Source organism: Deltaproteobacteria bacterium, assembly GCA_040223695.1.
GTDB lineage: Bacteria > Desulfobacterota_D > UBA1144 > Nemesobacterales > UBA2774 > JAVKFU01.
Genome location: JAVKFU010000018.1, coordinates 339,118 through 361,139 on the forward strand (window position 1 = coordinate 339,118; position 22,022 = coordinate 361,139).

Sequence of the window (22,022 nt, forward strand, 5' to 3'; positions counted from 1 at the left end):
TAGTTATCCTTTACCAGCTGTATTTATTTGATACTTTTTAACACCCGCCTTGAGCAAATAATTTAATTTGGGTTTAAGGTAGTTTTGTGTCAGGCCTTTGAAATTATCCATTCCCCCATATATGCCTTTTTTAATGAAATAGATAAATCCATGCCAGAACCCTATGCTTTTCAGCTTATCTTCTCTGAAATTGTTCCATTTGGAGCTGTCACCGTAAAAAAATCTCACAAGGTTTGCAAATGTTTCTTTATCTTCGAGCAGCTCATATTCAACACCGACCTCTATTTTATCCCGATTGTTAATTGTTCTTGCCAGCCGGCCTTTGAAGCTATATTCCTCGCCGTAGCTATCCTCCAGGTCTACGTATACCTCTTCTCCACGTTCTATATCAAACTCCGATTTCGAAGGAGCGGCGCATAGAATCCCGGCTCCGCCAAGAGAAAGGTCTTTAATATTTCCATCGATCGAAAAATCGAGACGAGGAAAGAAAATTCTTGCCTTCGTCTCAATGGGAAGCCTGTGGAACCTTCTGGTATATCTCTTTTCCCATACAACGCCGAGGCACGCCAAAATTATAATCAGATTATAGAGACCCCATACGCCGCAAATGGCAATAACATCCCGATCGACCGGCTCAGCGACCCATCTTATTGCAGCGATTGGAAAACTGATTAAAATCAGGCCCAGCAATATGTAGAAAGGTTTTGACAAGGAGCTTAAGAACTGTGTTTGTATATTTTTGCCTTTCGGAGTGATTTTGAAACTCGGGAACCTCGGATTTAAAATTGCAGAGAGAACTGCCGGTAAAATAAATATAGATTGCACACTTTCATACAGCTCTGAGAAGAAGGACCACCTCACTCTGCCGTAGAGAAAATCGGAGACTATAAAGGTGCCAACGACATGGGGAACGGCATATGCAAGCACCTGCTCGACCGATGCGTTGTATATCTTGAGGCCGAAAAAAATGAAGGCAAGAGGGGCTAAATAGAAGACTATTCGCGTAAATCCGAAAAACCAAAAAATACATGATGTCGCATAACATATACGCTGGTATATGTTTAGTCCCCTCTTGAATAGCGGATTTTTTAAAATGAAAATTTGGGTCATTCCCTGTGCCCAGCGGCTCCGTTGTAAAATAAAATCCTCGAACGTTTCCGGCGACAGGCCGCATACCATCGGGCGGGACACGTATGCGCTGTTATAACCCCTCGAGTGCAATTCAAGCGCGGTCTCTGCATCTTCAGTTATAGTTTCGCCTGCTACTCCGCCTATCTCTTCCAAATATCTCCTTTTCAGGATAGCTGCCGAGCCGCAGAAATATGCCGAGTTCCAGAAGTCCAGACCGGGCTGTATGCCACTGAAGAACATTTCGTTTTCCATCGGAGCATCGTTGAAGGTGAATAAATTCTTTTCGACTGGACTCGGATTAATAAAGAAGTGAGGAGTTTGAACCAAAAAGAGCTTTTCATCCTTGAGAAAGAGGCCTACCGTGTTTTTTAAGATATCGCTTGTGGGAACATGATCGCAATCCAGAACAAGCAGCAGCTCTCCACTTGAGTGCTTTAATGCGTTGTTCACATTTCCGGCTTTGGCTTTTTCATTCTTTTCTCTTGTTATGTAACTAATTCCCAACTCTTCGGCCAGCATATTCAGATTTTTATATCTTTCCCATGCTAATTTCGACGTTTCAGGATTATTTCTTCTGGCAACGGTACTGCCGTCATCCAGAATATAAATGTTTACCTTGTCTGTGGGGTAGTCTATTTGTTTACAGGCCACAGCAGTAATGTGCACTATTTCTTCAGATTCGGTATATGTCGGGATAAAGATATCAACCGTGGGAAGATTCTCATCACCAGGCAAAGGAACGGGCGCCCTGTTTAGAGGCCAGATATTTACAAACATTCCCAGTAAATGAACCAGGATGCTGTAGCTTTCGGCCAGGTAAAGAACCATAACTCCGATAAAATCAACCAGGCCCAGGTAATACAACGTGTCGGAAGTTCTCCAGGACCAGTATCTTAAAGAAATGAAAGCGGCGATTAAAAGAAATAAGATTCTAACCGGGATTTTTCGTAAGAGATTATGCTTTCCTTTAAAAACGAACAGGGGAATCAGGAGCCCCCATCCGACTATAAACTGAAAGGACAGGGGAAGATAGATACTCGATAAGTAAAGGAAAAGAGCGGTGCTAAAAATAGCTGCTGAAATAACAAGAAGATTCTTATTTATATAATTTGTCATGTATGTTTCTATAGACCTGTGTTCAGTGCTATTAACAAGCGCAAGAGACTATAATTAAAGAATTGCAAAAACTATGCCAGAATATAGTAACGTTCTATAAGCTATATGTATTATTGGTTTTTTGTATATATAGATGGCAAACTGCCGAAGAAGATTATGACAAATTTTGCCAATTATAGACTGGGAAAAGAGACTAATAGCGATTATAGATGTGCATAGACGATTATTTTATATGGATTCATAGTATTTTCAGCAGCAATATATCTAAATTCCTCTTGAGCTTGAATCTTAATCCAGTAAAAGCTTGAAAATAACTTCCTTGGCTTTCATATCTCCTACGACTCTTGTTGATGGCGGAGGGGAGATCCGCAAGATAGTCGGTGTAATTATAATATTGTCCTCCAGAGCTTGCGGGGGGTTTTCCAACATGTCAAGAACCTCAAGAGAGTATTGGCCCTTTAACTTCTTCTCGAGAAAATTTTTGATATCGCGAACAGCTTTTTCGTTCTCTTTATTTTTGCCGACAATGTAGAGTCTAAATTCATTCATTTCGATTTGCCCCCCCTTTTCTTCATAGGATTTGCGGTTCCTTAAAAATGATTTTTATAACGAGGGTTATCTTTTCATTATTTAAAGGCTTACTTACAAGCTCAAAATTAAGTCCATCTCTCTCCGCCTCTTTTAACTGGCTGAGGAACTCTTGATGAAAGGCGGTGATTATGTAGACCGGAACTTGCTTGTCAATCTTTCTCAGCTCTCCGAGTGTTTCTATTCCATCCATGCCCGGCATTTTTAGGTCGAGAAACACCAGGTCATATTTCTGAGCCGACAGCTTCTCAACCCCTTTTTCTCCGGAGTCCGCCGTATCCAGGGAATAACCTTCATCTTCCAGAACGAATACGAATGATTCCCTGACGAATTTGTCGTCATCAATTACGAGAATTCGCTTACTCATTGCTTTGTCCTCCTTTCGACTGGCAGTAAAATGGTAAATTTTGTGCCTACACCCACCTCACTACGGCATGTAATATCGCCATCATGGGCATTAATAATGTTTTTACAAATCGAAAGCCCGAGGCCCGTCCCTTTTCCCACGGTCTTTGTCGTGAAGAAAGGATCGAAAATCCTCTGCAGGTGCTCGGTCGCTATGCCGTCAGCCGTATCTTCTATCACTATTTCAACATGGCTTCCATTTCTGTTCATATCTATTATTATTTCTTTCCTCTCTCCCTTTTCCAGGGCGTCAATAGCGTTTGAGATGAGATTAAAAAATACCTGCTGCATATTGTTAGGTCTCATCCAAACCTCAAGATCACCGCCGTTAGTGCGCTGTGTTATACGGATGCCGGATTTCGTGATGCGATAGTGCGCTAACTTTAGTACACGATCTAGCACTTTAAGGCAGCTCTCTCTCTGGAATGACTCGCCATCACTGTGTGAAAAGGTCAACAGTACCTCCACTATCTCAATGCAGCGTTCGGTCGCTTCTTTAGCGATTGAGAGGTAGTCATACCTTCTGTCGTCTTGATCCGTTTTCCTGAGTCCCATCTCTATTGCATTGATTATGCCCATGAGCGGATTATTTAATTCATGAGCAACGCCGGCAACCAAGGTGCCCACGGCGCTCATTTTTTCGGCCTGAATCAGCATCTGACTTGTCGTCCTCAATTTATCGTGCGCTTCCTCAATTTCCGTCTTTTTCCTTTGTAATTCGGTTTCTGCAAGTTTGCGCTCTATCGCATAATTGATAGAACGAATAAGCAGATTGCTGTCGATCTGCCCTTTTACGAGAAAATCCTGGGCTCCTTGCTGAATGAGTTTAAGCCCCAGAGTATCATCATTATTTCCGGTTAAAACCACGACGGGTATCTCGGGCACTGCCGATATAATACTTTTCAGAGTGTCTATGCCTTGAGCGTCCGGCAGCGAGAGGTCCGAAATGACAATGTCAAAATCCTTCTCGCCGATACGCTCGATTGCATCGTCCAGACACTCGGCGTTTGTGAGCTCTACGCGGTCAATAGATGATTCAAGCAAAAGTTCCTTAATTATGCGTGCGTCCCCGGGGTTGTCTTCGACAAGTAAAAGATTTATCAACTTTTAAACCTCCTTTGTCCGTTGACGATTACTCTCTCAGAGGTGCTCATCAAAATATTTACAGCAAGTGCTTCAATCCTGAATATTCTATTAGCTATCATGTTTCTTCCTTTATTCCGCCTCGGGCAGTTTGACGACTGTAAACCAGAAGTCTTCGACTGATCTTATTACGTCATAAAACTGAGCGAGGTCCACCGGTTTGGTTATATAGCAGTTGGCGTGAAGAGAGTAGCTTTTCAGAATATCCTCTTCCGCGCTCGATGTTGTAAGAACCACAGTGGGTATGAGTTTCAGATCGTCATCCATTTTAATTTCCCGCAAGACTTCTATACCGTTTTTCTTAGGCAGGTTCAGATCGAGCAGTATAAGATCCGGTTTCGGGCAGTCGGCATATTCCCCGGTTTGTTTTAAAAAAGAGACGGCTTCCTCTCCGTCTTCAACCACGTACAGCGTGTTGTATACTTTCCCTTCTCTGAGCGCTTCCTGCGTAAGGCGCGCATCGCCTGGGTTATCCTCTACCAAAAGAATATCGATGGGGTCGCCTGAAAATTTAGAGTTCTTGTTTCGTTCCATATGATGAGTTTTCATTCTTAATGCCCTCCTTAGGTTATGAATAGTGGCGGGGGAGCGTAAAATAGAATACGGAGCCTTTCGCGGGTTCTGACTCCACCCATATACTGCCACCGTGGCGCCCAACTATCTTTTTACACATCGCAAGACCCATGCCGGTACCATCATACTTATCCCTTCCATGAAGACGCTGAAAGATTATGAAAATACGCTCGAAATATTTTGAGTCTATACCGATCCCGTTATCCTTCACCGAAAACAGCCATTCTCCGTTTTTCTCCTCGGCGCCGATGTGTATTTCAGGGTCCCTGCTGTCCCTGTATTTTATGCCGTTAGCTATGATATTCTGGAATAACTGAGTGATTTGCGTCGAATCTACCTCCAGATTCGGAAGCGAGTCGCGTGTCACGACAGCGCCGCTTTCCTCAACAGCAACTTTCAAATTGGATAAAGCATTATCTAAAACAACTTCCAAATCGGCTGTTTCGAAATCCTTCCCCCTTGTTGCGACGCGAGAAAACATTAGCAGATCATTTATAAGCGACTGCATTCTCTTTGAGCCGTCTACCGCGTATTCGATGAATTCGCAGGCGTCAGAATCGAGCTTGTCCATATATCTGCGCTCTAAAAGCTGAAGGTAGCTTGAAACCATCCTGAGGGGCTCCTGTAGGTCGTGAGACGCAACGTACGCGAACTGCTCGAGCTCAGTATTGGATCGCTCCAGCTCCTCAGCCTGTTTCGCGTTATTTATCGCTACCTCTATTTGCCGGGCTATAATATCAAGCAGTTTTAGGTCGTCAGGGCTAAAGGAGTTTTTCTTCAAAGAGTTTATATTTATACATCCTATGGTTTTCTCCCCGTGCCGTATCGGCATCGACGCGTAACTCTTTGTCCCTACTTTTCTTCCGGCGGGGCCAATAGAGTTATCCCTATCCACGTCGTCACAGTAAAGTTGTTTCCCCTCTGTTATGGTTTTCCATGTGTAGCCCTGCGGATAAGGTATCTCTTTCACTTTATCTATAAACCAGCCGGGAAACCCTTTGTGCGCTTTTATTTTCGCGGTTTTTCCCTCAACCAGATAGACTGCCACATTCCCCACCCCGTTCAGGTTTTTATAGATTGATTCAGCGGCGTTATCCAGGACGTCTTCCAGTTTTATAGTGCTGTGCACACTGCGGGTTACATCGCTGATTATGGATTCATACTGGCTTTTTTTGGATAGTTGCTCAAGAGTTTCATTAAGCGCTTGCTCCGCTTCCTTTGCCTTAGTTATATCCAGTATTTGTGATACGAAGTAGAGGGGGTCACCATTCGTGTCCCGAACCAGGGAAACACTTAAAAGAATCCACACTATATGTCCCGCTTTATGGATATAGCGCTTTTCCATTTTATATGTTTTGATTTCGCCGCTCAGCACTTTTCCCGCATTATCGAGGTCTATCTCGAGATCCTCAGGATAGGTTATTGTTTGAAAGTCGGTCTCAAGCAGTTCCTCAGCCGGGTAACCTACTATCTCGCACAAAGCGGAGTTAACCTGCAGCCATTTGCCCTGAGGAGATACGAGAGCCATTCCGACTGCGGAGTTTTCGAACGCCCCGCGGAATCTCTCTTCGCTTTCGCGGAGCAGGTCATCGTGTTTTTTGCGCTCGGAGATGTCTCTGAATGTAACGACCGCGCCTGTGAGTTCACCCGTTTTATCGCGAACGGGAGCGCTGGTATATTCTACAGGAAAGCTTGTGCCGTCTTTTTTCCAGAATACTTCATCTTCAACGTGATGAGTTTTCCCGTCTTTATACGCCGCATAAATAGGACACTGCTCCTTCGGATAAGGAGTGCCGTCCGGTTTCGTGTGGTGAAGTATGTCGTGTTGAGATTTACCCAGTATTTCTTCTGTCTCCCATCCTATCATTTCGGCTGCCGCCGGGTTAACAAATGTGGTATTTCCATCTATGTCCAGACCGTATATCCCTTCTACAGCCGTATTTAAAATCAAATCTTTTTCTTGATTGGTTAACTCGAGTTCGTGTAGTAATTTCTTTCGCTCGGAAGCCTGTTTTTCAAGTTTGATGTTGCTCTCATTGATTAATTCAGCGCGGGCATAATTTGTTTGGTACTGATAAATAGTCAACGGCAGGAGAATTCCCATCAGGATTCCAAAAACCAGAACCGCACCGGGGAGATGAGATTGAAATTTAGAAAGGGAAATCTCGGTCGGCCATATCTCAATACGCCAGGAGGCATTGTTAAGTTCCAGATTGAAATCTTTTCCCAGTCCCTCTTTCCTCTCTGCTATTATGCTGGAAGTGGAATAAATCTTTTGCTCACCGTCATAAACATCGACCAAGTAACCGAGGTCTTTCTCCCTGTCAAAAATAAAGTCAAATAATTCCTGAGAGCTATATATACCTACAATAAATCCCCCGAACTCATCTTCTATATATAAAGGTACAAAAACCATAAATCCTCGTTCAGCCTTAAGTGGTTCTATATGCTCGGAGACTGTCATCTTGCGAGTATCCCGCGCCTCTTTCATGGCTGAGCGCAGGCGGTCTTGCAATAATAAGTCATTATTATGATAAGACTCTATTAAATCAGCGGACTCAATCCAGCGGAGACGAAATGAGGAGTCTATCCATGCTACAGAACTGAGACCGGGCTGATGATCAATGTAGTTCCCGGCATCAGATTGCCATTCAGCTTTTAACGTACCGCCGGAAATCTCCCATCGTCTTGCCATACGGATTAAGGCCAGTAATTGACTTTCAGTAAGCGTTTGTATCCTTAACTCGATATTGTTCGTTTGTCTCTCGACTATTTGATTTATCCTTTCATGCTCCTGAGTTCTCAAGGCTTCCCATAGCCCGATAGTAATTATTATGATGACAATAGACGCAAAGACAGGCAGCCAACGGGGCACTCCCAATTCAAGGATTGATTCACGCAGGGCAAAAAGAAAAACACCCGTTCCAAGGACCGTGAATCCAATCGCCGTATGAAGGGCCATGAACGTGTAATCATCCAAACCAAAAAAAGTGGTAATTTCCAGGCCTGACAGATAAACAAACAAAGTTCCCGCCCCCAGAGCTAATAGGAGAGAGCTGAGAACGGCTAAAATCAGGGACCGCCGCTTTGGTAACACATACGTACCCGCAATCGATAACGCTGCAGAGGTGAGAAGAAAGGAGACTGCTGTGGTCGGAGCCATCCGCCCGGCGTGTGAGGTTTTTATAATTATATAATGCTCAATGAAGAGCTGGTCTATGCCGAGGTTTATACCGACGATGTACTGAATCAGTGTAAGAAGGGCCATGATTCCCAGGATTACACTTAGTATGATAGCAAGACGGAATCGATGAAAAACGACTGCAATAAGTCCGACGCCGCCGAGAATAAATCCGACCGCGGCGTTATACTGCATCGGCGCGAGCGATGAGTGAAGCTGCACGAGGCTTATATTGTGCGTGTACCAACCGACAAGAACCATGAGGCCTAGAGCGGACCCAAACGCTCCTGTGAGCACTATGAAAATATTTAACACGTATTCTCTGCTCCGGTTATTCAAAGAAGAACTTGAGCCATTTTCTGTGTTCATAGTCTGCGCGTCCAGTGGCCGTGATAGTCGAAAATGTTTTCATCAGGTATAAAACCGATTGGCGTGGTTTTTGCCCCTTCTGATTCTTGCTGAATGCTCTGCCGCTTAATTTTCATTTTCATACGATGTCTTCTCTTTAGTGAATTTAAATGCAGTATTTTTCTAAAAAGAAATCTTTGAGCTCCTCGTTTTTTTGTTTTGTTTATCTTCGTACATAAGCTCATCGGCAATACTCACAAGATTTTCGAGGGTGGCCGGCTTAGAGGGATCGTAGTGTGCTGCGCCGATGCTCATAGAGAGAGCGTAAGGGCGGGTTTCATTTCTCTGGAAAGAGTCGATGTTTTTCTGCATGCGCCTTTTAATAAGATCGGCGCCGTTCTCAGACGTGTCCTTCGCCAGAATTACAAACTCGTCTCCGCCGAACCTGGCTATTATATCGGAATCCCTGAACGTCTCTTTTAGAATTTCACCGGTGTCGACCAGAGCCTGACTTCCTATGAGGTGCCCTAATGTATCGTTTATTTCTTTGAGTCCGTCCAGGTCTATAAATAAAATCAAGAAGCCTTTATGAGACTCATTAAGCGTACTAATATGACGTTCCGCAAGGCTGAAAAAGCCCCTTCTGTTATAAAGCCCGGTGAGGTCGTCGGTAATGGATAAATTATATAGTTTTTCCTCTTTCTTTTTGCGCTCCGTGACGTCTCTGAGCGATGCCAGGTATGCGGTTTCACCATGCCATTCTATCTGCACTACATGCATCTCCATTACTATATGAACGCCGCTTTTGTGCATAATGTTGACTTCTGTCTTTTTACCCGTAGCCAGCGGAAAGCCGAAATTAGTTCCCATCATTTCTTCTTCATTGCGTCCAAAGAGAATTTCAGCCGCCGTGTTAACGTACTGGACGTATCCCTCTTTATTTATTATAACTATGCCGTCGGCATTGCCATCAAGCACATTACGGAAAAGATCCACTCTCCCCACGTCCGGCGCTTTGTCGCGCTGATTACTATCAAATTTGAATCTGTGGTAAGCATGCAAGATGCTGCGTGCCAGATTCACGCTCTTCATCTCGCTCTTTATAAGGTAGGCCCGCGCTCCCATCTGAATTGATTTCATCGCTATCGCTTCATCATCAGTTGCCGTTATGATAATTACAGGGATGTCCGGGGCATGTTTTTGTATTCTGATAAGTGTATCGATTTCCTGACTGTCCGGGAGACTGAGGTCTAAAAGCATTAAGTCTATAGGATTGAGTTTTAATTGTTGAAGGCCTTTTGAAAGACAGTCCGCCCACTCCACTTCAAATTTTGCTCTTTTTGAATTCTGAAGCTTCCTTTTAACTAATTGGGCATAGTCGTAATTGTCTTCGATCAACAAGACTTTAATTCGCTCGTTTTGCAGATCGTCATCTTCTTTGTTGATACTCATTCTTAATCGTAATTAATCCATACAATTTATTGATTTTGATCTATTCTCATACTCAAACCTAATAATTTGCAATAATCGTGCCAATATTGATAGATACCTTAACCTCCTGTTGTCAATATATATATTGATCATAGAAATTGCGCTTATACAAAAGAAACTGACAAATTTTGTAATTATTCCGGCTGGATTGGTATCCCGCGTAATAAATCACTATCTTGATGCAATAATTTCGTAAATTCTTCGGCGGGAAGGGGACGGCTGAATAGGTACCCCTGAATTTCATCGCATCTAAGGTTGTGAAGGAAGGTCAGTTGCTCTCGGGTTTCGACGCCTTCCGCTACCACTTTTAGTCCGAGACTGTGCGCCATCGTGATAATAGCTTTTACGATCACGGAATTATCGGTGTCTTCGGGCAATCCGTTTATAAAGGAGCGGTCAATTTTTATGGTATTTATCGGAAAGCGTTTGAGATAGCTTAATGAGGAATAGCCGGTTCCAAAGTCGTCTATCGAGATTTTTACTCCCATATCTCGTATATCTCGCAGAATCTTCATATTTGATTCAACGTCCATGATGATTGAATCTTCCGTTAGCTCGAGTGTCATCAAATGAGGATCGAGGCCAGTGTTTTCCAGCAGCCGGACTATGCTTTCTGTAAAGTCGCTCTGCCATAACTGCATCGCGGAGATATTAATGGAAGCATAGAGGGGAGGAATTCCCTCAGAATTCCAAATACGGTTTTGATTACAGGCTTGCTCTAGGGAGATTTCGCAAATAGGCACAATCATCCCTATTTCATTAATTACATCTATAAATTCTCCGGCGGCAACAATACCGCGCTCCGGGTGCTGCCATCTGAGAAGCGCTTCAAAACCGGTTATCCTTCCTTGGGATAAAGATACTATAGGCTGATAGTAGATTAGAAATTCGTTGTGCTCAAACGCCCGTCTTATCTCCGATTCCAGTTGCAAGTTTTTCATGGCCTTCGTGTGCATTTTCTCGTCGAATATCTGATAGGTATCTCCTCCTCTTTCTTTGGCGCGGTGCATTGCGTTCTCGGCATCACGCAAAAGGGCCTCCGGCTCGTCGGTACTGCGGTCACCGAAGCGTATGCCCAGGCTCGTGGATACGTAAACTTCATGACCGTTTACTTCTACAGGTGAGGCCAGTTTGGTTTGAACCCGGTTTACGATACGCATTACTTCCCCGAGGTCCTTCGCATCTTCAAGAAGTATGGCAAACTCATCTCCTCCGAAATGGGCTATAGTGTCTAGTTTGCGGAGGCATGATTCGAGCATCCTGGCGACCGCGATAATGACCTTGTTGCCAGCCGTCTGTCCGATGCTGTTGTTTATCAGCTTGAAGCGGTCGATATTCACAAAAAGCAGGGCGAATGAAAAATCTTCGTTTCGTTTTATTCTCTCGCAGAATTGCCCCAGGCGGTCCATAAACAACACTCTGTTGGGCAGGCCCGTTAACTCACTATGAAATGCGTTATGAATCAATTTCTCTTCAGCGCGTTTCCGCCTTGTGATATCCCTCACTGACGCGAGGTAAACGCTCCTGCCATCCCACTCGGTTTCCACTACCCGGAGTTCAACCGAGAGGACTTCTCCGTTCCCGCGGACTATGGTCATCTCGCTTGATTCGCCTTCTATGACCGGCAAGCCGAAGCTTTTTCCTAGTATCTTTTTTTTCTCCAATCCGAACAGAGCTTCGCCCGCGGGATTAATGAAACATACAACTCCGTCGCCGTCGATAACGATAATTCCGTCGGCGTTCTTCTCTATTATGTTTCTGAAGCGTTCCTCGCTGGCTTTAAGCTCCGCCTTAGCCTTTTTGAGAGACTCTTCGAGAAGCTCGTATTTTTCCCCGATGTGAGCGGGCGTTTTGTCCTCGGTTCTGTCCTCGCTTTTTTCTTTGACATATTGTTTTTCTGTCATTTGCTCAAATGTCCTATCCTGTTTTTCAGTAATTCCTCTTCAGCGCCGTGTTAATTTCAATACCAATTAATTTTAATACCAAAATGTATTTTTTGGCTCACTCGAATGAAAGTTCGTAGAGAGCGGGAGATCAATACAAGCATGAAATTCGGTTGAGGCCGGGATCTGCTAGCATAAACAGAGTCCCGGAATATGTTCCTGAGGCCACAAATGTCTTAAGCGGTTATTGGCTTCCTGCCTCCTGGTTAATGGCGGCGGGTCGTCGCTCCATTCATAATTTTTTAAACCTGCCGGGGCCATAATATCTTTACATAATTGGCTCCCTAAGCGCCTATCAATCCACACTTTATTGTTGCGTTGCGTTTTTATTTAGTTGCATTGTTTTTTTATTAATCAGTACTATAATTAAAACTGAATTCTTGTTCCGCTGATTATTTTTAAAATTTAAAAAATTTGATTAGACCTTCAAGGAGAATTTGCAGATGGGGGGAAGAAAAAATCAATGAAGGGAAAGAAAGCACAACCTGTGAGTAAGCGCGTTTTAATTATTGATGACGAAGACGTCGTGAGAGAATCGTTCGTTCTGGCATTCAAAGACACGGATTACGAGGCGGACGGGGCGGAATCGGGCGAGAAGGGAATAGAGCTACTGCGGAATACTAAATACGACTTGATATTCCTCGATCTTAAAATGCCGGTAATGAACGGAGTAGAGACATTAAGAGAGATACATAAACTGGATAAGGAAGCGCCTGTTTTCATAGTCACTGCTTTTCACGAGGAGTTTCTGGGCAAACTGAGCGAGCTGGAGAAAGACAAAATATCTTTCGAGGTTGTAAGAAAGCCCATCGGCAAGAACGAGATTACCTTAATCGCGGGAAGCGTGCTGTCGGGTCCGGTCGCTCTGTAAATAAAATTAAGCTGGTAGGGGCTAATCATGTATGAATTTAAACTTTACATTGCCGGTCAAACGCCGCAATCAAATAGTACGATTGAGGGTGTGACCTGGTTCCTTCGGAATAGCTGTGGCGACAAACATGTTCTCAATATAGTGGATATATTGCAAAACCCGTCACAAGCTATCGATGACGGGGTTTTTGTAACTCCTACATTGGTGAAGATAGAGCCCAAACCTGAAAGAAGGATCGTCGGGAGTCTCGAAGCCACCGGCAGGCTGTCGAATCTGCTATTTGACTAGTTCGTATTTCCCGTCTTTATAAGGTATTAATTTTTATTAAAATAGCCTAGACTACTGTTCTTCCAATCCCCGCATAATCTCTTTGGCCCGCGTCTCGCGCATCTTCCCAACACTTGGCCGTTTCGGCTGTCTGTAGTTAATTATAAAAATCGCGAGCCTTATATCTTAATCCTGATATAATGATGCCTTTTCTCACTTTATTCTTTACGAGAGGAAAGCACGAGAGGACAATCGCGAACAAGTGAGCAAATGGGCGCCATTGGCGGAATGCGGTACTGTGTATATGCCTGGGGAAATAATTGCGTCCCGGGGCGGTAAGGACATTTAGTGCCCTGTTACGTTTCACAGGAATCAAGATAACCTGAAGAACTCCGACTTCATCGTACGCAAAGTCTTTAAAAACCTCTCATGACTACGACGGTTGGGGAGATCATGTGTGACTTGGCCAAACCGTTTTTATTCTGCCGTGGTTAGTCAGATTCAAGTATGTTCTGCCTATTGACTACATCACTTAAGCGCACTAATAATTTAACTATCAAGAATAGGTCAGATGAATAAGGAGTCTGTATCGCAGAGATAGGTTGCGTTTATGGTTGTCATTCTATAATGATTTTATCCCTGAGTAAGAATTTGACATCAGAAAGCGCATTATACTTTTGGTGTGGAGAAAGTCCTTTAATAAATAGGTTATATACTCTTAACACAAGGGTGCGGTATGAGGAATGAGGATAAGATAAAAAAGCAGTTCATACAAGAGCTCGGAGAGCTGCGGAACCGCTTTATCCAATCCAGGAGCAGAGAGGATGAGTTAACACGTGATAATAAACGTCTTATAGTAACCCTTCAAAGCATTGGCGATGGCGCCATCATCACGGATACTAAAGGGAACATATCCTTTTTTAATACGAAAGCTGAAGAGCTTACCGGCTGGGACTCTAAGGACGCAGTAGGGAAACCGGTTGAGGAAGTATTTTGGCTTGTTAACGAGAAAAGCAAGGAACGCTGTGTGCACCCTGTTAAAAGTGCGATCGATACGGACACGAGGGTCGGACTCACTAAAGATACGGTTCTTATAACCCATCATGGCACCAAGCGGTTTGTCTCCGCGAGTTGTGCTCCTGTTCGGGATAATGAGGGAGAGATTTTAGGCGCAGTTTTAGTGTTTCGAGACATTACAAGAATTAAACAGGCTGAAGAAGCGGTAATAGAAAGCGAGAAAAAATACCGCGCCATTGTTGAAAACAGCTACGATCTTATATATGAGGTGGATTCGGAAGGAAAGATACTTTATGTGAACCCCGTCTGTAAGGAGGTAGCGGGTTACGAGCAGAGTGAGCTTTTAGGGAAGAGCGCATTCGATTTTATACACCCTGAAGATCTCTTACATGCAAAATCTGTATTCCAAAGGGCGGTTTTGAATTTCTCTACGGAGGAGATTACTTTCAGAGCCCGGGATAAAAGTGGACAATATCACTGGCTTGAATGCACTGGAAAGTCTTTTCTTGCGACAACCGGAGAGGTCCGAGGCGTAATTATTACAAGAGAGGTTACAGAGCGTAAAGAAGCAGAAGAACGGCTTCGCGCATCAAAGACTCGTTATGATAACATTCTGAACCTTGCCGAGGACGCGATCATTTCTGTAGACAAAAACCAAAAAATCACCTTTTTTAATCCCGGGGCAGAAAGAATATTCGGCTATAGCGCCGATGAGATTAAAGGAAAACCGTTAGATATCTTAATACCGCAGCGTATTGTAAAAGCTCACCGGGCACATATCCGAAATTTTGCCCAATCGGATTCTCCCGCCCGGCGCATGAATGAGCGCGGAGAGGTCTTTGGCCGTCGTAAGGATGGCACGGAGTTCCCCGCTGAAGCCTCGATATCCAGGTTTGAATTAGGAGATGAGATAGTATTTACTGCCATTCTACGCGATATTACCCATTACAAAAAAGCGAGAGTTAATCTTGAGAACACCCTCTCCCTACTTCAGGCAACACTAGAATCAACTGCCGACGGCATACTTGTAGTTGACAGAGAAGGAAAGGTAACCAGTTATAACCGAAAATTTCTGGAGATGTGGCAAATACCTGAATCCGTTGCGGACTCGCGGGATGATAATCAATTGATGGCGTTCGTCTTTGATCAGTTAAAACACCCTGAGAGCTTTGTCGAAAAGATAAGAGAACTCTACGGCCGCCCGGAAGTCGAAAGCTATGATCTTCTTGAATTTCGCGACGGGAAGATCTTTGAACGCTATTCCCGTCCTCAGAGAATCGGAGAGACAATTGTTGGAAGGGTATGGAGCTTCCGTGACGTGACCCAATCCAAGCAATCGGAAGAGGAACTCAAGCTTTTGAATACCCTTATGAAATCCGTACATAGGTTTCTTAATCTTCAAGAGGTATATAAGGTTGCACTCGACGTGATCATAACTATGGAAAATGTAGATATGATAATGATCTATTTAGTGGATAAAGAAAAAAATGAGGCGGTACTTCAGGCCCAGAGAAACCTTCCAGAATTTTATATACAAAGAGCCGGGAAAATACCGTATCCCAAAGGGATAACATGGAAGGTGATTAATACCGGCAACATTATGAATATCGAGAACGCTCAGAAAGACCCGGACATAGGACCTGCCGGTAGAGATCTGGGACATCATAGTCTCTTGGGTACGCCTATATTTTCGGAGAACAATGTAATAGGAGTTATATGGTTTACAAGCTATAAAGAGCGCAAGTTCAGCGAAAGAGAGGTAAGATTACTTTCCGTTCTGGGAGACCAGATTGCTCAAGCCATAGCAAAGGCGAAGATGCTCGAAGAAATAAAAATCGCACAGGAACAGTTGATACAATCAGAGAAGCTGGCATCTTTAGGGATGCTCATCTCAAGCATAGCGCACGAAATTAATAACCCTCTCACGCCCATACTAGGTTATTCTCAACTGCTGATATCACAACTCAGTACTGATGAAAAAAGTAAGCGGTCTTTGGAAGTTATAAAGAGTTCTGCAGAAAGAGTGGTAAAAATAATTGAAAAATTGCTGTCGTTCTCGAGAAAAGATAAGCTGCTCAGAATATATGAAAATATAAATCATCTGGTTGAACAGTCACTCGAATTCAGGGAATACCAATTGAAGCTCGCCAATATATACGTGGTCAAGCACTTGGACGCCGGACTTCCTAAAACAATGGTTGATCCCAACCAGATGCAGCAGGTATTTACAAACATAACTCTGAATGCGGAGCAGGCAATGAGCGAGTCTCAGGGTGGTGGAAAACTGATAGTGCAGACGAGGGTTAAGAAAAAAAATACTATAGAAATATCTTTTTCTGATGACGGTCCCGGGATTCCGCAAGAATTCATGAGCAAAGTGTTCGATCCGTTTTTCACAACCAAAGAGCCGGGAAAGGGAACGGGGCTGGGACTTGCCGTTGTTTATGGAATTATAAAGGAGCACGGCGGCGAAATTCACGTATCGAGCGAAGCGGGAAAAGGGACTTCGTTTGTAATAGAACTGCCTGTACAGGAACAAAAGGCTCTACCTGAGTACGATAGAGAAGAAATAGTCCCCGAAAATCCGAATTCTGTAAAAGGGAAAAGAATCCTTGTCGTCGAAGATGAAGATTTAATTATTGACCTAATAAAAAGGGTTTTTGAAGAAGAGGATAATACAGTCGCTTTTGCTCGAAATGGAAGAGAGGCACTGGAAATAATAAATGCTAACCGATATGACCTCATCATATGTGACATCAAGATGCCTCAAATGAATGGAATCACGCTCTATAATGATGTTAAAACGATTAACCCGGACTTGGTTAAAAGGTTTATTTTCATAACTGGTGATCCTAGTAATGAGACGCTTGATTTTTTGAAAGCGACCGGAAACGAATTTATAACAAAACCCTTTAAAGTTGAAAAATTTAAGGCCCGGATTAATGATATTTTCAACAGAAACCTGGAACAAGGGACTTAAGTTTATTTCAAATAGTTAACGCTCTCGGTAGACTGTGGGAGCAAAAAAAAGATTTTAAAAAGGCTAGTTAAGCTTTTGAAATTGAAGAAAACGTTGAATGTTTCTGAGAAGTCTTAGCCGCGAAAAATCCTGTTAAGTGTTCTGCTTCAAAAAATTGAAACCCGTTTATTGTTTTTCTGACGAAACCAGCGGCTCTGTGCAGCGCTTATGGTTTGGCCGGAGAGTATGTACTCCGAGGAGAAGTGGCGCAAATGCTTGAAATAGTTGCGTCCCCGAGAGAACGGTTCCGATGAATAAGAGGAATCGGACGCCGTTGGGAATTGCATAGTTGTCAGTATGCTTGGGGGAATAGTTGCGTCTCCGAGAGGATTCGAACCTCTGGCCTCAGGATTAGGAATCCGTTTCAGGGTATTTTCGTAACTTTCTGAGATGATTAAGAATTTTATAAGTTCCTTTAATAAACGATTTCCATCTATTCCATATGGTCTATTAATTCTGTAGGGAAAGATATATTATGGATGGTTCTTTGACTATTCTTTGATAAAAAGTAGGACAACATCCGGCAGTATTTCCTTCTCCAGATATAGACCAGCTACAAGCTTCTTCAAATGCATATTCTACTCTTCAAGCTGTTTGAGACGCTTCATCTCGGAGTGCATTAATCCTCCATATTTCTTTCACCACAGGTAATAGGTCTGCTCACTGATCCCCACCTTTCGGCATACCTACTCTACGGGAACAGCTTCTTAGGCCCGTCGAAGAATAGTTGCGATTTGCTGTTCAGAAAGCTTGCTTCGCTTCATAGAAAAATCCTCTTGGTTATTTGCTAAAACCTTGCCTGATTTTTCTCATTTAACTTGGCCTAAATTTCGGGGAGTAGACCAGGTCATTTTTGACTTCATTACTCCCTCTGAATTGCTATATTTATTAAATCTCGCTGTAGTTCTTATACCCTATTGTTAAGGGGGGGCAATATATAAACAAATTCTTTCGAACTTCATATTTATTTAAACTGAAGTGATTTGTGTGAAAGTATCCTGTATAATAAATTAGTCTTTTATCGACAGGTAATATCACGAAAAATATCTTACAACTTCCAACCAGAAAGTACTCGGTCCCAATCTTTCCCGGATGTAGCATTTGCAACAACGCAGGTGACCGCGCGTTTTCGTTAATTTCCCAAGAAATCACAAACACGGGGGATGCTCGTCGTGGAATATGACTCAATCAATTCAACTATTAACCGCGTTGCATTTATCGGTAATTACCTGCCGCGTCAGTGCGGCATCGCCACGTTCACGACAGACTTGTGTGAGGCTATCGCTGCCGAATACACTGGAAAAACGTGTATTGCTTTACCGGTCAACGACATCGATGGTGGATACTCGTACCCGTCCCGGGTACGGTTCGAACTTACCGAGAAGAACATTGACTCTTACCGCCGCGCCGCCGACTTTCTGAATATCAATAATGTCGACCTGGTTTGCCTACAATTTGAATACGGTATCTTCGGCGGGAAAGCAGGCAGTTATATCCTGGCGCTCCTACGCGAACTGCGTATGCCGATCGTCACGACTCTGCATACCATTCTACATGATCCCAGTCCCGATCAGCACCGGGTCTTGGAAGAGGTCGCCGCCCTGTCCGATCGATTAGTTGTGATGAGCGAACGCGGTGCGGAATTTCTCCAGGAGGTCTACGGTGTGCTGCCGGATAAAATTGATCTGATCCCTCACGGAATTCCCGATCTGCCTTTTGTGGATCCGAGTTACCACAAAGACCTTTTTGGCGTGGAGGGAAAGCTTGTTTTGCTCAGTTTTGGCTTGCTCTCGGCTAACAAAGGGATAGAAAATGTTATCGCTGCCCTGCCTGCTATTGTGGCTCGTTATCCGAACGTGGTGTACATAATACTTGGCGCGACCCATCCCCACGTGATTCAGCATGAGGGCGAGACGTACAGATTGTCCCTTCAAAGACAAGCTCGGGAAAGAGGTGTGGAAGATCACGTAATCTTCCACAACCGCTTTGTCAGTTTGGAGGAGCTTATCGAGTTCATCAGCGCGGCGGACATTTATATTACACCTTATCTCAACGAAGCGCAGATCGTTTCCGGCACTCTGGCCTACACTCTTGGGGCGGGTAAGGCAGTGATTTCGACACCATACTGGTATGCGGAAGAGATGCTGGCCGCAGGAAGGGGCTTGCTGGTACCGTTCAAAGATCCGGCGGCGCTGGCCAGGGAGGTGATTTACCTGCTGGACAACGAATCCGAACGCCATGCCATGCGGAAGCGGGCCTATCTGTTTGGCCGGGCAATGATATGGCCGCAGGTAGCGCAGCGGTACATGGAGAGTTTTCAACGAGCCCGAGCTGAACGCCGGCATTTCATTCCCCCCGGATTTGCTCTTAAATCACAGGTTGAGCGTCCTAGTGAACTGCCCCCTCTCAAACTCGATCATTTGCGTCATATGACTGATGAGACCGGCATGCTGCAGCACGCCCTTTTTACGGTGCCCAACTATCGTGAGGGTTACACAACCGATGACAACGCCCGGGCTCTGATAGTGAGCACGCTCCTGGATGAACTGGGCAAAGGAGAGGCACTGGTACTGGCATCCCGCTATCTCGCTTTTATCTTGTATGCCTTCAGTGCCGAGACCGGACGATTTCGCAACTTTCTGGATTACCAGCGCCATTGGCTGGAAGTGGTCGGTTCAGAAGACAGTCAAGGACGCGCGTTATTAGCGTTGTCCATCGTATTAGGAAGATCAAGCGCTGCAACCCTCCGGAGTATAGCAGGACTGGTGTTCGAGCAGGCACTGCCCGCCATTCTCAGCACGACCAGCCCACGAGCATGGGCTTTCACGCTCATCGGCATACACGAGTATCTGAGGAGATATTCCGGCGACAGCAGGGCAGGTCAGATCCGGGATGAATTGGCAGGGCGATTGCTGGCTTTATATCAAAACAGCCGCTCGGATAAATGGTGCTGGTATGAAGACGAGCTATCATACTGCAACGCCGCTCTGCCGCAGGCCATGCTCATGTGTGGTCAATGGATTCCGAATAACGCTATGACCGAAGCCGGACTGGAGTCGCTCAGCTGGCTGGCCGACTTGCAGCGCGCTACTTCGCCGGAAGGCCATTTTGTGCCCATAGGATCTAACGGTTTCTATAAGCGGGGCTCAGAGCGCGCCCGCTTCGATCAACAGCCGGTAGAGGCCCAGACCATGGTCTCAGCCTGCCTCGAAGCATACCGGAGCACTGGAGACAAGCGCTGGCTGGATGAAGCCCGGCGCGCTTTCGAGTGGTTTTTGGGGCGAAACGACTTAAACCTCTCTGTTTACGACCCGACGACAGGTGGTTGCCGAGACGGTTTGCATCCGGATCGCCCGAACGAGAATCAGGGCGCTGAGTCTACGCTAGCCTTTCTTCAGGCGTTGCTGGAGCTACGCCTGGCTGAGAGTACTATTCTAACTGTGGAGGCACGATCTCAATGAATAATCAATACTCTCAAATATTTCACCGCCACGAACAAAATCCGATCTTGACCGCCGCCGATTGGCCATATCCGGCCCATAGTGTATTTAACCCCGGTGCTACATTGCTGCCCGATGGAACCACACTGCTCTTGTGCCGTGTGGAGGATCGGCGCGGGCATTCCCACTTTTGTGTGGCCCGCTCCGCCAATGGCGTTGATAACTGGCAGATTGATTCAGAGCCCACACTATTGGCTGATCCCGAGCACTTCCCCGAAGAACTTTGGGGTATTGAAGATCCGCGCATCACCTACGTTCCCGAATTAAGAAAGTATGCCATAGCCTATACCGCCTTTACACGCGACGGCCCAGGCGTCGCCCTGGCGTTTACAAAAGATTTCTCCCACTTCGAGCGCTACGGTTTTATCATGTCACCGGAAAATAAAGATGCGGCCTTGCTGCCTCATCGTATTGACGGCCTTTGGGCTTTGATCCATCGTCCTGTCAGTTCTCCCCGCGCGCACATGTGGATATCTTACTCGCCGGATCTACGACATTGGGGCAACCACAAGCTGATGCTGGTGGCCCGTCGCGGCGCATGGTGGGATGCGAATAAAATCGGCCTCTCCCCACCGCCCATACAAACCCCGCAGGGCTGGCTGGTGATTTACCATGGTGTGCGCCAGACAGCGTCCGGCAGCATTTACCGACTCGGACTGGCTCTGTTTGATATGGACACACCGGAGCGTTGCATAAAACGCAGCAACGAATGGATCTTTGCCCCGGAAGAACACTACGAGCGGGACGGGGATGTAGGCAACGTAGTCTTTCCTTGCGGTTATACCATTGAACCCGGTGGTGATATCATCCGCATGTATTATGGCGCAGCGGATACGAGCATTGCCCTGGCCACCGGGAGTATTAGCACTATGCTGGAATGGCTGGAACATAATGGTGAATGAGTTCTCTAACGATTAGTTAGGGTTTTCTAATAACCGATCAATTATATTTTGGATCCCAAACTAATTAGTATATTTGAACTTCATGTCAGAAAATTAAAAGGTTTTTGTGAATCAAAAGGCATTCGAGAACTCCGGCAGTGAAAGCAAAATATTTAAAGTCAATCATTTAAGTCGAGCACAAAAATTTGTCAAAGTACAATTAATTCTTTGAGTATTCTTTGATAGAAGTTTAGTCGTGTATAAGTATGACGGCGTAATTCCTTAATATCATTGAATAAATTGGCGTCCCCGAGAGAACGGTTCCGATGAATAAGAGGAATCGGACGCCGTTGGGAATTGCATAGTTGTCAGTATGCTTGGGGAAATAGTTGCGTCCCCGAGAGGATTCGAACCTCTGGCCTCAGGATTAGGAATCCTGCGCTCTATCCTGCTGAGCTACGGGGACGTATAAGAGATTTCAATGTATTGTGCCATACAGTTAAACTGGAAATTATTTTTTTCTAGTTATTTTCTAGTCCGATAGTCAA

13 protein-coding genes and 1 tRNA gene are annotated in these 22,022 nt (G+C 44.8%); 5 read left to right on the forward strand and 9 right to left on the reverse strand.

Annotated features, from left to right (window positions below):
* Positions 1–3 precede the first annotated feature (3 nt).
* The 8 genes from bcsA to RIG61_10635 all read right to left on the reverse strand — a co-directional run bounded on the left by bcsA (position 4) and on the right by RIG61_10635 (position 11,880).
* Entirely contained in the window at positions 4–2,247 is a 2,244-nt protein-coding gene (bcsA, locus tag RIG61_10600) for a UDP-forming cellulose synthase catalytic subunit (protein MEQ9619610.1), read from the reverse strand.
* A 288-nt stretch (positions 2,248–2,535) separates the two neighbouring features.
* On the reverse strand, positions 2,536–2,796 hold the full coding sequence (locus RIG61_10605; protein MEQ9619611.1) for a circadian clock KaiB family protein: 261 nt from the start codon (positions 2,794–2,796) through the stop codon (positions 2,536–2,538).
* A gap of 22 nt (positions 2,797–2,818) precedes the next feature.
* Entirely contained in the window at positions 2,819–3,202 is a 384-nt protein-coding gene (locus RIG61_10610; GenBank protein ID MEQ9619612.1) for a response regulator, read from the reverse strand.
* The gene (locus RIG61_10615; GenBank protein ID MEQ9619613.1) at positions 3,199–4,344 is read right to left on the reverse strand and encodes an ATP-binding protein; all 1,146 of its coding nucleotides are present in this window, start codon (positions 4,342–4,344) and stop codon (positions 3,199–3,201) included. Before RIG61_10615 ends, RIG61_10610 begins: the two co-directional genes overlap by 4 nt.
* Positions 4,345–4,455: 111 nt before the next feature.
* Positions 4,456–4,932 (reverse strand): response regulator, encoded by a 477-nt coding sequence (locus RIG61_10620; protein ID MEQ9619614.1) that lies wholly within the window; start codon positions 4,930–4,932, stop codon positions 4,456–4,458.
* Between the two features lie 19 nt (positions 4,933–4,951).
* Entirely contained in the window at positions 4,952–8,506 is a 3,555-nt protein-coding gene (locus RIG61_10625; GenBank protein ID MEQ9619615.1) for a PAS domain S-box protein, read from the reverse strand.
* A 162-nt stretch (positions 8,507–8,668) separates the two neighbouring features.
* Positions 8,669–9,937: a diguanylate cyclase gene (locus RIG61_10630; protein MEQ9619616.1), complete on the reverse strand. Its 1,269-nt coding sequence runs from the start codon at positions 9,935–9,937 to the stop codon at positions 8,669–8,671.
* A 173-nt stretch (positions 9,938–10,110) separates the two neighbouring features.
* Entirely contained in the window at positions 10,111–11,880 is a 1,770-nt protein-coding gene (locus tag RIG61_10635; GenBank protein ID MEQ9619617.1) for an EAL domain-containing protein, read from the reverse strand.
* Between the two features lie 502 nt (positions 11,881–12,382).
* Here RIG61_10635 and RIG61_10640 point away from each other — a divergent pair.
* The 5 genes from RIG61_10640 to RIG61_10660 all read left to right on the forward strand — a co-directional run bounded on the left by RIG61_10640 (position 12,383) and on the right by RIG61_10660 (position 21,495).
* A complete protein-coding gene (locus tag RIG61_10640; GenBank protein MEQ9619618.1) occupies positions 12,383–12,790 on the forward strand; it encodes a response regulator in 408 nt (135 codons plus the stop codon).
* Between the two features lie 27 nt (positions 12,791–12,817).
* The gene (locus RIG61_10645) at positions 12,818–13,078 is read left to right on the forward strand and encodes a circadian clock KaiB family protein (protein MEQ9619619.1); all 261 of its coding nucleotides are present in this window, start codon (positions 12,818–12,820) and stop codon (positions 13,076–13,078) included.
* A gap of 715 nt (positions 13,079–13,793) precedes the next feature.
* Positions 13,794–17,054, forward strand: a complete 3,261-nt coding sequence (locus tag RIG61_10650) for a PAS domain S-box protein (protein ID MEQ9619620.1) — start codon at positions 13,794–13,796, stop codon at positions 17,052–17,054.
* A gap of 1,202 nt (positions 17,055–18,256) precedes the next feature.
* Complete coding sequence (locus RIG61_10655; protein ID MEQ9619621.1) at positions 18,257–20,554, forward strand: glycosyltransferase family 4 protein; 2,298 nt, start codon at positions 18,257–18,259, stop codon at positions 20,552–20,554.
* Positions 20,551–21,495: a glycosidase gene (locus tag RIG61_10660; GenBank protein ID MEQ9619622.1), complete on the forward strand. Its 945-nt coding sequence runs from the start codon at positions 20,551–20,553 to the stop codon at positions 21,493–21,495. Before RIG61_10655 ends, RIG61_10660 begins: the two co-directional genes overlap by 4 nt.
* Positions 21,496–21,866: 371 nt before the next feature.
* Here RIG61_10660 and RIG61_10665 read toward each other — a convergent pair.
* Positions 21,867–21,940, reverse strand: a tRNA-Arg gene (locus RIG61_10665).
* Positions 21,941–22,022 lie beyond the last annotated feature (82 nt).

Excerpts from the sequence above, each read along its gene's own strand:
- bcsA (MEQ9619610.1), bottom strand. The coding sequence starts at position 2,247 with ATGACAAATTATATAAATAAGAATCTTCTTGTTATTTCAGCAGCTATT.
- RIG61_10605 (MEQ9619611.1), bottom strand. The coding sequence starts at position 2,796 with ATGAATGAATTTAGACTCTACATTGTCGGCAAAAATAAAGAGAACGAA.
- RIG61_10610 (MEQ9619612.1), bottom strand. The coding sequence starts at position 3,202 with ATGAGTAAGCGAATTCTCGTAATTGATGACGACAAATTCGTCAGGGAA.
- RIG61_10620 (MEQ9619614.1), bottom strand. The coding sequence starts at position 4,932 with ATGAAAACTCATCATATGGAACGAAACAAGAACTCTAAATTTTCAGGC.
- RIG61_10625 (MEQ9619615.1), bottom strand. The coding sequence starts at position 8,506 with ATGAACACAGAAAATGGCTCAAGTTCTTCTTTGAATAACCGGAGCAGA.
- RIG61_10630 (MEQ9619616.1), bottom strand. The coding sequence starts at position 9,937 with ATGAGTATCAACAAAGAAGATGACGATCTGCAAAACGAGCGAATTAAA.
- RIG61_10635 (MEQ9619617.1), bottom strand. The coding sequence starts at position 11,880 with ATGACAGAAAAACAATATGTCAAAGAAAAAAGCGAGGACAGAACCGAG.
- RIG61_10640 (MEQ9619618.1), top strand. The coding sequence starts at position 12,383 with ATGAAGGGAAAGAAAGCACAACCTGTGAGTAAGCGCGTTTTAATTATT.
- RIG61_10645 (MEQ9619619.1), top strand. The coding sequence starts at position 12,818 with ATGTATGAATTTAAACTTTACATTGCCGGTCAAACGCCGCAATCAAAT.
- RIG61_10650 (MEQ9619620.1), top strand. The coding sequence starts at position 13,794 with ATGAGGAATGAGGATAAGATAAAAAAGCAGTTCATACAAGAGCTCGGA.
- RIG61_10655 (MEQ9619621.1), top strand. The coding sequence starts at position 18,257 with ATGCTCGTCGTGGAATATGACTCAATCAATTCAACTATTAACCGCGTT.
- RIG61_10660 (MEQ9619622.1), top strand. The coding sequence starts at position 20,551 with ATGAATAATCAATACTCTCAAATATTTCACCGCCACGAACAAAATCCG.